We start from the raw sequence: 15,304 nt of genomic DNA on the forward strand, positions 1-15,304 counted from the left end.
TCATGAAGTCTTCTAATAAATTATTTGAACCTGCATTGGTTCAAAGCGCCCTTAAACAATCCTTTATAAAACTTGACCCAAGGGTGATGGTGCGTAACCCAGTGATGTTTACTGTTGAAGTAGGAACACTGGTCATGGCATACGTTACGGTGTATTCTTTCAGTCACGCTGGACAAGGATCACCACTATATAACTTCTTTATTTTCTTAATCCTGTTCCTGACCGTACTCTTTGCCAATTTCGCAGAAGCTATTGCCGAAGCCAGGGGTAAAGCTCAGGCAGACAGTTTGAGAAAAACCAGGGAAGAAACCCCCGCTAAAGTAATACTGGCGAACGGAACTATTGAAATGCGTTCATCCAGCCAATTAAAAAAAGGCGATGTTTTCTTTTGTGAAACCGGAGATACCATTCCAACAGACGGAGAAATTATCCGGGGTATAGCTACCATCGATGAATCAGCTATTACCGGAGAATCCGCACCAGTAATCAGAGAATCCGGAGGTGATAAATCGTCCGTAACAGGCGGTACTAAAGTACTATCTGATGAAATTGAAGTCATGGTCAGTACTGAACCAGGAGAAAGCTTTCTTGATAAAATGATTGCCCTGGTAGAAGGCGCATCCCGTCAGAAAACACCAAATGAAATTGCTTTAACGATCCTTTTAGCAAGTTTTACCTTGGTATTCGTGATTGTCTGCGTAACCTTAAAACCTTTCGCAGACTACGCAAATACACCAATCACAATTGCCGCATTAATCTCCCTGTTCGTTTGTCTGATCCCGACTACAATTGGTGGTCTGTTATCAGCGATCGGGATTGCCGGAATGGATCGTGCCTTACGTGCAAACGTGATTACTAAATCAGGTAAAGCAGTGGAAACCGCAGGAGATATTGACGTGCTGTTATTAGATAAAACAGGAACGATCACTATCGGTAACCGTAAAGCAACCAACTTTTACCCTACAGCAGCAGTAGATGCTAAACTATTTACCAATGCCTGCGTACTGAGTTCATTAGCAGATGAAACCCCGGAAGGTAAGTCGATTATCGAACTGGCTAACGCACAACATAATTTTGCATTGCCAACTACCCCGGAAGGCGCAGTCTTCATCAAGTTTACTGCCGAAACAAGATCCAGCGGTATCGATACCCCGGACGGAAGACGTATCCGTAAAGGAGCCTTTGACTCTATCCGTAACATCGTTCAGAAAGCCGGGAATATTTTCCCTCAGGATATCGAAGACGAAGTTAAAAAAATCGCTTCAAACGGTGGGACCCCCCTGGTAGTTTCAGAAAATGAGAAAGCACTGGGTGTAATTGAATTACAAGATATTATCAAACCAGGGATCAGCGAACGTTTCGACCGTCTGCGTAAGATGGGGGTGAAAACGGTGATGGTAACCGGAGATAACCCATTGACAGCTAAATTTATCGCAGAAAAAGCAGGTGTAGATGACTTTATCGCTGAGGCAAAACCTGAAGATAAAATGAACTACATCAAAGACGAGCAGGCCTTAGGCAAGCTGGTTGCGATGATGGGTGATGGTACAAACGATGCCCCGGCCTTAGCGCAAGCAGACGTTGGTGTGGCGATGAACAGTGGGACACAAGCTGCAAAAGAGGCTGGAAACATGGTCGATCTGGACAATGACCCAACCAAACTGATTGAGATCGTAGAGATCGGTAAACAGCTGTTGATCACTCGTGGTACATTGACAACCTTCTCTATTGCCAATGACGTAGCTAAATACTTTGCTATTGTTCCAGCCTTGTTTATTGGTTCAATACCAGCTTTACAAGCCTTGAATATCATGGGTTTACATTCCCCTGAAAGTGCAATTATGTCGGCTGTTATTTTCAATGCAATTATCATCCCGATCCTGATTCCACTTGCTTTAAGAGGCGTGGCTTATAAACCAATAGGAGCGAGTGCCTTATTGCGCAGAAACCTGTTGATTTACGGACTGGGTGGAGTTATAGCCCCTTTTATAGGGATTAAACTAATTGATATACTAGTTGGGCTATTCGTTTAAAAACATAAAAAATACAAGATCATAAAAATATAAGATCATGAAAAAGTACATCTTACAATCTATACGTCTTACCGCAGTTTTATTAGTACTGCTATGCATCATATATCCTTTAATGGTTGCCTTTGCCGGAAGTTTCTCCAAAGGCGGTGGCGGCGGTGAAAAGATCACTCAAAATGGTAAAGTAGTAGGTTATGCCCTGATTGGTCAATCCTTCACTAAACCTCAGTATTTCTGGGGCAGACCCTCTTCAGTAGGCTATAAAGCAGACGGATCTGGTGGATCAAACAAAGGCCCGTCCAACCCGGAATACTTAAAAGAAGTAAACAGCAGAATAGACTCTCTGCTTAAATATCACCCTTACCTGAAACGCAGTGATATTCCTGCCGATATGGTTACCGCTTCGGGTAGCGGACTGGACCCTGATATTTCTGTAGAAGGCGCAGCTATCCAAATTAAGAGAGTAGCCATGAACAGAAAATTAAGCGAGCAGGTCGTATCGGACCTGGTTAAAAAAACTGCTAATGGCCCATTACTAGGCCTATTCGGCCCAAGTACAGTTAATGTACTGGAACTGAATGTTGCCTTGGATAACCTGAAAAAATAAAAGAAGCCTGTTTAAACTCAACACCCCAACCAGGAAAAAAGGGATTTAAACAGGCTTATATATGCGCTTACCATTTAATAATAGAAAGATACAATGAATAAATTTTTGATGACAGCTGCCACTGTTTGTATAGGTTTAGGTGCCTTTGCACAAGAAGAACCTAAAATTAAAATTTCCGGTTATGCCGAAGTATATTATGGACACGACTTTAATAAACCAGAAAATAACAGCAGACCTGGTTTTATATATGCGCACAATAGAAGTAATGAAGTGAATTTGAACCTGGGTTATATTAAAGCGGCCTATGACTCCGGAAAGATCAGGGCTAACCTGGCTATCATGGCCGGAACCTATGCCAATGCGAATCTGGCGGCCGAATCAGGTGTGTCAAAAAACATCCTGGAAGCAAACGTTGGCTTTAAAATATCCAACAAAGCCAACCTATGGGTAGACGCAGGTGTATTCTCGTCCCACATTGGTTTTGAAAGTGCCATATCAAAAGACTGCTGGGTATTGACCAGGAATATCTCCTCAGAAAATACCCCTTACTTTGAGTCAGGAGCGAAAATTACTTACAGCACCGATGACAACAAATTTACAGCTTCAGCCCTGTACTTAAACGGCTGGCAGCGTATTGCACGTCAGGACGGAAACAGACAACCAGCAGGGGGCCTGCAACTGACCTGGAAACCAACCGATAAAATTACCGTAAACTACAGTAACTACCTGGGAACCGAAGGAGCTGACTCCGTGAGAGTGACCCGTTTTTACCATAACGTTTACGGCGTATTCCAACTCGCTGATGCTTTTGGGGTAACCGTAGGGTTTGACTACGCTACACAGCAAAAATCAAAAACAGACCACCGTAAAAACGAGGTATTATCCCCTGTGGTTATTGCCCGCTACACCATCAATCCTAAATGGGCAATGGCAGGAAGATTTGAATACTATCAGGATAAAAATGGTGTCCTGATTGCTACTGATACCCCTAACGGATTTAAAACCAAAGGTTACTCCTTAAATATTGACTATGCACCAGTACCAAACGCAGTGGTCAGACTAGAAGGTAAAGTATACGATAGTAAAGACAGGATATTTAAAAGAGATATGAATGCCGTAAACTATAATGCAGCAGTTACAGCAAGCGTTGCAGTTTCCTTTTAATCCTTTAGAGTCACCTATATTAAAACAATTAGCCGGGGATATAATTTCCGGCTTTAAAAATTAAAAGCTATAAACATGGAAACATTTTTAGAATTTTTATTTACCGCTTCAATCACTGTTTTTGCAGGATTTTTGTGTTTAAAATACGGGCCGAAAACAAGAAGAAAAGCGAGAATTGCCCGGCTGAAAAGAGGTCAGGAAGTCAGGCTTAAAAACCCGCGTAACCCAGTAATAATTCAAGCAAATTACCGGAATTATTCCGTTAAATTTATATTGATTTTACTAATAGGCATTACGTTCATTACCGGTGTATCCTATCTCGTTGATATAGGATATGTGATCATTACATGGTAAACAGATTATAATTGTGGAAGATAATAAAGAACAATCAGTACGTCAATTCCTTGACCTCGTGAAAAAATCCCGCCGGGGTAAATTCAAGGTATATATTGGTATGAGTGCAGGCGTCGGAAAAACCTACCGGATGCTGCAAGAAGCTCATGCGCTGCTCAAAAACGGAATTGACATACAAATCGGCTATATCGAAACCCACAACAGAGAAGAAACACACGCCCTTTTAGCGGGAATCCCATTAATCCCCAGGCGTAAACTATTTTACAAAGGCAAGGAAATGGAAGAAATGGATGTGCAGGCTATCCTGAGCAGAAACCCCGAAGTAGTCATCGTGGATGAACTGGCGCACTCCAATATCGAAGGAAGTAAAAACACAAAACGCTGGCAGGACGTCATGGATATCCTTGAATCAGGCATCAGTGTAATCTCGGCCGTGAACATCCAGCACCTGGAGAGCATGAATGAGGAAATTGAGAAAATCACTGGTATTCCCATTACAGAGCGTATCCCGGATAGAGTCCTGGATGTTGCAGATGAGATCGTCAACATTGACCTGACCGCCGATGAACTTATAGACCGGCTTAAATCCGGTAAAATATATGACAAAACAAAAATAGAAAGAGCCTTAGGAAACTTTTTTCAATCAGAGCGAATCCTTCAGCTCAGAGAACTTGCGCTGCGGGAAGTAGCCCATCACGTAGAGAAAAAGATCAGTATAGAGATCCCTAAACAAATCAAGCTCAGACCAGAACGTTTCATGGCCTGTATCTCCACCAATAACGTGACTGCGAAGATCGTTATCCGTAAAACAGCCAGGCTGGCTTCCTATTACAGATCGCCCTGGATCGTACTCTATGTGCAGAATAATAGTGAAAGTAGTGACCGGATTAAACTAGATTTGCAAAGGCATCTGATCAATAACTTTAAACTTGCTACAGAACTTGGAGCAGAAGTAATCAAAGTAAAAAGTGATGAAGTAACCAAAACCATTATGAGAATTGCTCAGGAAAAAGAAATCACGACCATCTGCATCGGTAAACCTCATTTGAACCTCTTTCAGGTTATCATGAGAACCGCAGTTTTCAACGAATTACTCCGGAATATTTCATCAACAGAAACAGATCTCGTCATTCTATCCTAAAGCAAACAATTAGCAATCCAACAAGTCAACCAATAAGCAATCCAATAGGCAACCCAGTAAGTAAACCAATTAGCAATCCAACAAGTAAACAACTAACAATCCAATAGGCAATCCAACAAGTAAACCAATTAGCAATCCAGCAAGTAAACAACTAACAATCCAATAGGCAACCCAATAAGTAAACCAACTAGCAATCCAACAAATAAACCAATAAAAAAAATGAAATTGTATGCCACTTTGCATAGATAAACCTAACCGGTTATCTCGAAAAATATAGATAATGCTAATGTGAAGAGCATTGTTTTTCTTTGCCCGTTTCGGGCCTAAGTAAACGTAGCTCGAACATAGCATTACCTATATTTTTGCGAAGCCAGACAAACCCCTTCTTAAGCAACAGACAATGAAAATAAAAACCAAACTCCGCCTCGGATTCGGATTCCTATTTGTGGTGGTACTCTTATTCGGTTCGATCTCACTCTACTACATGAACCAAATCTCGGTCAGTGCAAAAGTGATTCTGAAAGACAACTACGAAACCCTTAGCTACACCAGAGAAATGCGTTCCATCCTTGACCAGAACGACCTTCCCCTAACCCTGGAACTACAGAAAAAATTTGCAAAGCAACTAACCCTCGAATCAAAAAACGTGACCGAGAACGGAGAAGGAGAGGCCGTAGCAACCCTTAAACAAGCATTTCAGGAACTAAACAACCCAGCACAGCAAAAACCAGCGCTCGCAAAGATCAGATCTCAACTCACGATCATTGATAAACTCAACATGGACGGTATCGTCAGAAAAAACGACGTTGCACAAAAATCCGTTGAAAAAGCAAGTCTGTACCTCATTACCGCGGCTAGTTTCTGCTTCCTCGTTCTATTCTCCTTCATCGTCAACTTCCCCGGTTTTGTTGCTAACCCACTGAGAGAATTCTCCGAAGCCATACAAGAAATAGGGCGTAAAAACTATAAACAAAGGCTCGAATTTGACGGCACCGATGAATTCGCAGAACTAGCAAGATCATTCAATGAAATGGTTGAACAACTCAACAAATGGGAAAACAGTAACCTTGCAAAAATCCAATCAGAAAAACTACGGATCGAAGCTATCATTGAACAAATGCAAGACGCCATTATCGGGCTTAACGAAAAACAAGAAATCCTTTTCATGAATAAAGTTGCCGCACAAATCCTGAACCTTGACGAAAACAAAGTAAACGGATCCAACGTCAAAGACCTGATGAAGAAAAACGATCTGTTAGCAAGGATCATGAATAACGAAAAAAACAATCAACCAATAAAAATCTACGCAGACCAGAAAGAATCCTACTTCCAGCTTCAAAAAAGAGAAATTATCGTACCCATATTCGAAGACCAGGAACTGCCCGTTCTGCAAACCGGTAAAACCGCAGGAACAGTTTATATCCTCAACAATATTACCCAATTTAAAGAACTCGACGAAGCAAAAACCAACTTTATCGCTACCGTATCCCACGAACTTAAAACCCCTATATCCTCCATAAAAATGAGCCTGAAACTCATGGATGACGAAAGGATAGGATTGATGAACGTAGAACAAAAACAACTCGTCGAACATATCAAAGACGACTGTAGCCGCCTGTTAAAAATTACCAGTGAACTCCTTGACCTTGCACAAGTAGAAACAGGCAACCTGCAACTCAACTTTGTCAAAGCCGCTCCACTTGAAATCGTGAACTACGCCCTGAACGCAGTCCGCTTTCAAGCCGAACAAAAAAACATTCAACTCGAACTTATCAGTAAAGAAAACCTTCCTGTAGTGAACGCAGACGTAGAAAAAACAGCCTGGGTGCTCATTAACTTTCTCTCTAACGCCCTGCGGTACAGCTCAGAAAAATCAAAAGTTCAAATAGAAATACAAGAGAAAAAACAAGGAATAGAATTCTCCGTACGGGACTTTGGAAAGGGAATAGACGAACAATACCAAAAACGTCTCTTTGACCGTTACTTCCAGGTACCCACAGACGGAAACAATAAATCAGGCTCAGGATTAGGCCTTGCAATTTCCAAAGACTTTATCGAAGCCGAAAACGGTAAAATATGGGTAGAAAGTGAAATAGGAGAAGGAAGCCGCTTTTGCTTCTTCCTTCCCGTTGCTGAATAATCTTTTGGTTAGGTGATCATGCTAAAGGCCAGCGCAGCAGCTAACTTAGCCGTGCGCTGGTCTTGATCAAAAACCGGATTACACTCTGCAATATCCATACTGATAACCTTGCCACTAGCCATAACAGACTTTAAACAACTAAAGAAAAACGCATCAGGAATAAGGCCACTAAAGGCAGCCGCACTTACCCCCGGAGCAAACGACGAAGAAAATACATCCATACAAATCGTCACGTAAATATGCGTTGAACCTGCAATAAACTCCTCCAGCTGACCCTTAATCACCTCCTGATTGGCAGCCATAAAGCCCTCCGCAGGAATATGTTTCACGCCCAATCCCGCAGCCGTATCAAACAAATACTTCGTATTGCTGTTCAGCTGAATTCCAACAGGCAAATACCTGAAAGGTTTACCCGATACCTTGCAATCCTCAGCAATCTGAAAAAATCCAGTACCAGAATTCGTTCCATGCGCATTAGGCTCACGCAGATCAAAATGCGCATCAAAATTGATAACCCCAATGCTATCAGCAGGCCTGGTCTTATTCAAATAACTATCAATACCCGTATAATGACCATAAGCCACCTCATGACCACCGCCAATAACAAAAGGCTGATAACCATTCACTAAAGCATAAGCAACCACCTGGGCCAGCGCATGCTGTGCCCCCTCCATATCCTGATCCTTACAAACCACATCTCCTAAATCAAGAAAAACAGCATCCTCATTAAAATGAACAGGTAAATTGCAACAAGCCTTACGGAAATGGGCCGGCCCATCCTTCGCGCCAACCCTGCCGCCATTACGTCTCACCCCCTCATCACAAGAAAAACCAATCAAAGCAATTCCTTTCTGACCCGGCGATAACAACGGTATAACCCCATGTAGAAGATCAACCAAAATCACCCGCTGATGCCAGCGCTGAACAGCCAGATCAGTTCCATCATTACGACCAGTCCACACCTCAGCCGATGTTTTGCGATAAAATAAAAAGTCTATCATATTCTTGTTCCGTTTTTCCAGACTATGGCTGGTTTAATTTTTCCCTGATGATATAAAATCTCCCGGTAATCACTACAAGGATAAGCCTGCATATCAGCTAACATCCCCTCAGTCAACGTACCGCGATCCTTCAAACTCAATGCTTTTGCAGCTCTGAAAGTTAACCCTGCAAAGACCTCAGCCGTGCTCAGTTTCTCCGCAGCACTCATCACCGCAGCCTGCATCAGCAAATCTCCCATAGGTGCAGAACCCGGGTTCCAGTCACTCGCAATAGCCACACAAGCACCAGCATCCAGTAACTTCCGGGCAGGCGCATACTGCATCCCTAAGCCCAGAGAAGCACCAGGAAGTACAACTGCTACCGTCTCAGAGCCCTTCAACAGCGCAGCTTCCCTTTCCGTACTTGCTTCCAGATGATCTGCCGAAACAGCACCAACCTCAATTGCCACTTCCAGTCCACTTGTTGTAAACTGATCAGCATGCACCGTGACCTCAAAACCCAACGCTTTTGCAGCCAGTAAATAAGGAACAGAAGCAGTCCGGTCAAAAGCACTCTCTTCAATGAAAATATCTACACGATCTGCCAGTTCTTCTACCTTTACAAGCGGTAACAAATCTGCCAGTACATGATCCAGATACTCCGTCTGTGAACCCTCAAAATCTTTCGGTAAAAGATGCGCCGCCAAACAAGTAGGAACCAAATCGGCTACAGTAGTTAAAGAAACCTCTTTAATCGCTCTCAGCATTTTCAGCTCATTGCTGACATCCAGTCCATAACCACTCTTAATTTCGATTGTCGTTACCCCATCAGTCAAATGCCGCTGTACCCTTTGCTTCAACAGTTCCACGAGCTTTGACAACGCTGTCGCGCGTGTCTGCGTTACAGAATCCCAGATACCACCGCCACTTTTCGCAATTTCAAGGTAAGTTTTCCCCTGGATACGAAGACTATAATCCTTTGCCCTGCTTCCTGCAAAACAGATATGCGTATGACAGTCAATAAAACCAGGAAGCAAAACCTGCTCCCCCACAACTTTTTCTACCGATAGCGCTGGATTTGCAAGGCGTAAGCCTTCAAAATCACCAGTTGCCAAGATCTTTCCGCCCTCTACGATAACACCGCCACCACGGATTACCTCAAGCTGGTCATCATTTATAGCACCATTCAGCGCTAAGCCCGACAAGGTCAGGATCTCGCTGAATGGCCCGATTAGTTTCTTCATCTCAAATGTATTAAACTATCCTATTTTTAAACCGAACTTTTCAGCCCATATTTCTGCCTGCTCATAACCTGCATCCGCATGACGGAAGATACCCATAGCCGGATCATTATATAATACCCGGCTAATGCAGCTCGCTGCACGCTCAGTTCCGTCTGCCAGTACAACCATACCCGCATGCTGCGAATAACCCATTCCTACACCACCACCATGATGGAAAGAAACCCAGGTTGCACCACCCGAAGTATTAGCCATTAAGTTTAATAACGGCCAGTCAGAAACCGCATCAGAACCATCTTTCATAGACTCAGTTTCCCGGTTAGGAGAAGCGACAGAACCACAATCCAAATGATCACGGCCAATAACGATCGGGCCTTTGACTTTACCACTTGCAACCAGTTCATTGAAAATCAGGCCCGCTTTTTCGCGTTCGCCCATACCCAGCCAGCAAATACGTGCCGGCAGACCCTGGAAACTAATTTTATCCTGAGCTTTTTGCAGCCAGTTGATCAAATGGGTGTTTTCAGGAAATGCTTCCATCAACGCACGGTCAGTTACATAAATATCTTCAGGATCACCAGATAAAGCAACCCATCTGAACGGGCCTTTACCTTCGCAGAATAACGGCCTGATATAAGCAGGCGTAAAACCAGGGAAGTTAAACGCATCTTTTTCTCCGCCTTGTTTAGCAAATTCTCTTAAGTTATTTCCATAATCAAAAGTAACTGCGCCCAATTTTTGCAATTCAAGCATGAAACCTACATGGCGGGCCATACTTTTCAGTGATAATGCTTTGTATTTTTCAGGATCACTTTTCCTTAAAGCAAGCGCTTCAGGTAAAGATAAACCGTTAGGCACATAACCATTCAAAGGATCATGTGCAGAAGTCTGGTCAGTCAGGATATCAGGAACTAAACCATCCGCAGTTAAGCGTTCCAGTAAATCTCCCGCATCCATGACAATACCGATAGAAATCGCTGCACCAGAAGCTTTAGCCTCATTTACCCAATTAATTGCTTCTTCATAAGAATGCGTAATCCGGTCAATATATTGCGTATCTACACGCTTTTGAATTCTTGTTTCGTCTACATCCGCACCTAAGAAAATAGCTCCGGCCATAGTTGCTGCCAATGGCTGAGCACCACCCATACCACCAATCCCGGCACTCACAATCAATTTACCAGTCAGATCATGACCAAAATGCTGACGGCCACACTCTACAAAAGTCTCGTAAGTACCTTGTAAAATACCCTGCGTACCGATATAAATCCAGCTACCAGCAGTCATTTGTCCGTACATCATTAATCCTTTGCTGCGCAATTCATTGAAATGCTCCCAGTTTGCCCATGCAGGTACTAAATTGCTATTCGCAATTAAAACGCGTGGTGCCTGAGGATGACTTCTGATGATACCGACCGGTTTGCCCGATTGTACCAATAAAGAATGGTGCTCATCCAGTTCCAATAGAATTTCAATGATTTTACGTAAAGACTCCGGGTTACGTGCAGCCTGGCCGATACCGCCATAAACTACTAATTCTTCCGGGTTTTCGGCAACCTCTCCATCCAGGTTATTCAGCAGCATGCGCAATACAGACTCTGTCTGCCAGCTTTTAGCATGCAATTTCATCCCTCTTGGTGCTTTATAAAACGGATGTTTGGCGTAGGTGTTAATAAATTCTGAAGTCGTCATCGTTGAATAGGTTAATATGGTTAGCAATGGCAGTTTCATTAGCAGTCTGCAATAATGAACCGTTAGTTATCAAATGATGTAATTGATTAATATCGTCTGCAAAAAGACGGTCTTCCTTGATATAAGGAACATGTTTTCTGATTAAATCATGGCAAGCCTCGATGACCGGCGTTGATTTCAGCGGGCGTCTGAATTCTATAGCCTGTGCAGCATATAAAAGTTCAATCGCCTGGATAAACTCCAGGTTATCAATCACCATATGCAGCTTTCTTCCGCTGATAGAGCCCATAGAAACATGGTCTTCCTGTCCTAAAGAAGTAGGGACACTATCCGCACTTGCCGGGAAACACAAAGTTTTGTTCTCCGTTACCAATGCTGCTGTAGTATACTGAGGGATCATTAAACCAGAGTTTAACCCTGCATCTGCAATCAGTAATTTTGGTAAATCATATTTACCTTCATTCATCAGGTAACAACGGCGATCTGCAATATTTCCTAACTCTGCTGCGGCAACCGTTGCATAATCAAGCACCATCGCTAAAGGCTGTCCGTGGAAATTTCCGCCACTGATAGTATCTTCTGCACTAAAAATAACCGGGTTATCAGTTACTGAATTCAGCTCAATTTCTGTTAATTCTTTTAAATGTAACCAGGCATTACGCGAAGCACCGTGTACCTGCGGCATACAGCGGATAGAATACGGATCTTGTACGCGGCTGCAATTGATATGTGAGGTTCCGATTGCTGACCCCTCCAGAATTGCAGATAAACGATGGGCAACCAGTTTAGTGCCTTTATAAGGTCTTAAATTATGTAAACGCTCATCAAACGGACGGGTAGAACCAGTCAGGCCTTCTAAGGACATTGCTCCGCTTAAATCGGCCAGATCCAGGGCATCATTTAACCGCTGAACCGCTTTAACAGCAAAAGCAAGGATAAACTGTGTTCCGTTAATCAGGGCCAGACCTTCCTTCGGGCCTAATACGATTGGTTTTAAATCATATTGTTCCAGCATTTTTGCGGCTGAAACTTTCTCTCCATGGATAAACACTTCGCCTAAACCAATTAAAGGCAAGAATAAATGAGATAGGGGAGCAAGGTCACCAGAAGCACCTACCGAACCTTTTTCAGGAACAAAGGGAATAATATTATTGTCAATATGCCAGATAATACGTTCCAGAGTTTGTGGTGCAATACCAGAAAAGCCCTTGGCTAAAGCCTGAACTTTGGTAATCATCATGATTTTGGCAATTTCCAAAGGAATTGGTTTACCTACACCAACACTATGGCTTTTAAGGATATTACTTTGTAAAAGAGAAGTGTCTTTTTCCGAAATGTGGGTATCACATAAGGGGCCGAACCCTGTATTAACGCCATATACAGGCTTTTGGCTACGCACAATTTTTTGTACTTCTTCCCAGGAAGATTGAATATTTGCTGCTGCTTCAGGACTAATCCGGCCTTTGGTCTGTCCAGCTGCAATAGCCAGGCAAATTCCACTGGTCAGGTGGTCAGTTCCATAAAAAAATGAGTTATGCATTGGATTGAGATTTAACAGGGTGATGTATTTTATGTTGAATATTTTTAACGATATCGATGGATTTGAAAGTAGTTTCCAGTTTAGTCAGCGTAGCTAATATCGCGCTGCCTTCTTCGCTTGCGCCTGCTACTTCTTCCATGGTTGCGGTGATCGCATCCCAAACAGGAATGATCCGTTCTAAAAGCACTTTACCTTCTTCGCTCAGGGTCACTAATTGTTTCCGTGCATCTTCAGCACTGGTCGTACTGATCACTAAACCTTTGTTTTTAAGGTTGGTAACCAGTTGACTGGCTGCGGGATGAGAAACTTCAATCTGTTCACATAGTTCCTGAATGGTTAACGTTTTATTTTCAGAGAGTAAGTAGAATACAGGGAACCAGGTGGTCTCGAAGACGATGCCTTCTGCCTTGTATGATTTATTAATTTCTGAAAGAAAGAGTTCACTCAGCCGTTTCAAACGGCTGCCTAAAACTAAATATCCTAATGACTGATAGTAATTCATACTCAAATATATAAGTAATTATATAAGTACTTATATAATTGAGTTAAATTATTTGTAAGTATTATGATAGTTAGGTGTTTATCTGTATTTGAGGGGTTGTTGATAAAAGGCTCAGTTCTATTTTGATAAGAGACAAGGGATGTTTCTGGCTGTATTCTGCTGTACATTGAAGCGGGTTTGATACGGGTTTGATACGGGGTTGAAACGCCTCGACCCGTATCAAACCCGCTTCAAACCCGTCTGAAACTGCAAGAGAAACCCAGCAGTGATACTATTGTTCTACTATTGTTCAATAAGTTGATATGAACCCGTAATGAGCTGTTCAGTTGGTGGTTATCTTAAAATTATTGTTGTTTTATTTCCCGGTTCCCCGATAACCAACACAATAATAAACTAAGAATTTGCGCACATCGTGACCATTATTTTTAATCAGAATAGGGGACAACTCTTTAACAGATTTAAAATAACGGAGTAAATAATCCGGAGCCTGTGTTCCTTTTGCTTCATTGATGAAACCTGGCTCAGAATCTATATACAAAGCATTTTTTCCCTTAAGCAAAGAGAGATCAGCATGGACATAATCAAATTCCAGCGCCTGCTGGCCAAGAATATTTTGAGAATAAGTGAAACCTGTAGTCAGCAGGTTGAGTTCTGCTGAGGTCTTGTAACCGTCGGCAGAGAAAACAAATGTATTGGGGTAATTTCTTTTGTGTTGTGTAACCTGTTTACCTAATTCTTCCCATCCATACCAGGTATCATCAGAACGGACTGGGAATGGATAAAAAATGAGTTCAGCGGCCAGCAGCAGATGAAGGAAGAGTGAAAAGACAACCTGCCGGAACACCCATTTTTGAGGAATATAAAGACTGACTAAAATAATTCCCGTCAGATAACCCGGCATCAACCAGTTTAATTTAATCCAGCAAACAAAGGAGAGTAAAGTGAAGCTGCAAATCAACGGAAGAAAAAAGCACAATAAAAATAGTTTCTCCTCAGGGATTTGAAAGAAGTTGAACTTGCTTTTTCTCAGTATCCGGTAAACGAAATAGAAAATAGCGGCTAAAAGAATTGGAATAATTATAAAAGACTGGTGTCCCACTAAGCCCAGGAAATACTGTAATTGCAAATGCATCTCTGAAGCTGAATTCATCCTTGAAGTACCTTGAAATTTAAAAGAAGCAAAGTTGTTTTCCAGGTTCCAGATAAAAACGGGAAGGATTACGATTAAAAATAAAATTACAGCGAACCAGAACCATTTAGAAATTAACTGGCGACGGTAAGTAGCAGAGAGCAGTAAAAATAAGACCAGCCCGGCAGGGAGAAATATACCCGTATATTTACTATCAAATGCAAGTCCCATGGCTACGCCTGCCCAAATCCAATACGTATTTTTATGCTTGAATATAGCCTGATAAAGTAAGTAGATAGCAATTACCCAGTACATTAAAAGAGGGGTGTCCGGGGTGGCAACCAGTGAAAGGATCGTGACCATCAAGGTTGAAAGCAGTAGTGTGGTTGCTTTTGTAGCGCCATTTGTTCCCAAAAAACAACGGGCAGCATGATAAAATAAAAATACGGTGAGTATAGTAACGCATGAACTGGCTATTTTCAGCACAATTACATGCTGACCAAATAATGCAGTAAACAATCTTAAAATGATAGCAATCATTGGAGGATGATCAAAATAAGAAAGTGCCGGATGCTGGCTATAGAAGAAATAATAGGCATCCTGTGGCATTGGCCCCATAATAAAAATAAATGTCAAACGAAGACCGGTAATCAGCATAATCATCCACAGGATGTATTTGCTTTGAGCGTCACCGGCACGGAGCCGGACGAATTGTTTGATAGTCATTTTACTTAGTTTCTGCCCATTTTTATCATTTAGAAATGCTGTGCAGCTGACTGAAATT

At 42.3% G+C, this 15,304-nt stretch carries 12 protein-coding genes; 6 read left to right on the forward strand and 6 right to left on the reverse strand.

From position 1 onward, the window contains the following. The first annotated feature begins 2 nt into the window (after positions 1-2). The 6 genes from kdpB to HDE70_RS16305 all read left to right on the forward strand — a co-directional run bounded on the left by kdpB (position 3) and on the right by HDE70_RS16305 (position 7,436). A complete protein-coding gene (gene kdpB, locus HDE70_RS16280) occupies positions 3-2,033 on the forward strand; it encodes a potassium-transporting ATPase subunit KdpB (RefSeq protein WP_183868160.1) in 2,031 nt (676 codons plus the stop codon). Positions 2,034-2,070: 37 nt separating this feature from the next. Further along, positions 2,071-2,637, forward strand: a complete 567-nt coding sequence (locus HDE70_RS16285) for a K(+)-transporting ATPase subunit C (RefSeq protein WP_183891255.1) — start codon at positions 2,071-2,073, stop codon at positions 2,635-2,637. A 93-nt stretch (positions 2,638-2,730) separates the two neighbouring features. Next, positions 2,731-3,801 (forward strand): porin, encoded by a 1,071-nt coding sequence (locus tag HDE70_RS16290; RefSeq protein WP_183891256.1) that lies wholly within the window; start codon positions 2,731-2,733, stop codon positions 3,799-3,801. Positions 3,802-3,876: 75 nt separating this feature from the next. Continuing rightward, positions 3,877-4,155: a hypothetical protein gene (locus tag HDE70_RS16295; RefSeq protein WP_183891257.1), complete on the forward strand. Its 279-nt coding sequence runs from the start codon at positions 3,877-3,879 to the stop codon at positions 4,153-4,155. A gap of 10 nt (positions 4,156-4,165) precedes the next feature. Continuing rightward, complete coding sequence (locus tag HDE70_RS16300; protein WP_183868219.1) at positions 4,166-5,296, forward strand: sensor protein KdpD; 1,131 nt, start codon at positions 4,166-4,168, stop codon at positions 5,294-5,296. A 484-nt stretch (positions 5,297-5,780) separates the two neighbouring features. Continuing rightward, entirely contained in the window at positions 5,781-7,436 is a 1,656-nt protein-coding gene (locus HDE70_RS16305) for an ATP-binding protein (protein WP_411268047.1), read from the forward strand. An 8-nt stretch (positions 7,437-7,444) separates the two neighbouring features. Here HDE70_RS16305 and hutG read toward each other — a convergent pair whose 3' ends face one another. The 6 genes from hutG to HDE70_RS16335 form a co-directional block, all read right to left on the reverse strand. Continuing rightward, complete coding sequence (gene hutG, locus HDE70_RS16310) at positions 7,445-8,437, reverse strand: formimidoylglutamase (protein WP_183891258.1); 993 nt, start codon at positions 8,435-8,437, stop codon at positions 7,445-7,447. Then, on the reverse strand, positions 8,434-9,660 hold the full coding sequence (hutI, locus tag HDE70_RS16315) for an imidazolonepropionase (RefSeq protein ID WP_183891259.1): 1,227 nt from the start codon (positions 9,658-9,660) through the stop codon (positions 8,434-8,436). Before hutI ends, hutG begins: the two co-directional genes overlap by 4 nt. Positions 9,661-9,675: 15 nt before the next feature. Next, on the reverse strand, positions 9,676-11,349 hold the full coding sequence (hutU, locus tag HDE70_RS16320; protein WP_183891260.1) for a urocanate hydratase: 1,674 nt from the start codon (positions 11,347-11,349) through the stop codon (positions 9,676-9,678). Then, a complete protein-coding gene (gene hutH, locus HDE70_RS16325; RefSeq protein ID WP_183868168.1) occupies positions 11,327-12,889 on the reverse strand; it encodes a histidine ammonia-lyase in 1,563 nt (520 codons plus the stop codon). The genes hutU and hutH overlap by 23 nt, the downstream gene beginning before the upstream one ends. After that, positions 12,882-13,391 carry a MarR family winged helix-turn-helix transcriptional regulator gene (locus HDE70_RS16330; protein WP_183868169.1) on the reverse strand — a complete coding sequence of 170 codons (510 nt, stop codon included), beginning with the start codon at positions 13,389-13,391 and terminating at the stop codon, positions 12,882-12,884. The genes hutH and HDE70_RS16330 overlap by 8 nt, the downstream gene beginning before the upstream one ends. Before the next feature lie 355 nt (positions 13,392-13,746). Then, positions 13,747-15,246 carry an ArnT family glycosyltransferase gene (locus HDE70_RS16335; protein WP_183891261.1) on the reverse strand — a complete coding sequence of 500 codons (1,500 nt, stop codon included), beginning with the start codon at positions 15,244-15,246 and terminating at the stop codon, positions 13,747-13,749. Positions 15,247-15,304 lie beyond the last annotated feature (58 nt).

Origin of the sequence: Pedobacter cryoconitis (genome assembly GCF_014200595.1) — a bacterium.
Lineage (GTDB): Bacteria > Bacteroidota > Bacteroidia > Sphingobacteriales > Sphingobacteriaceae > Pedobacter > Pedobacter cryoconitis_C.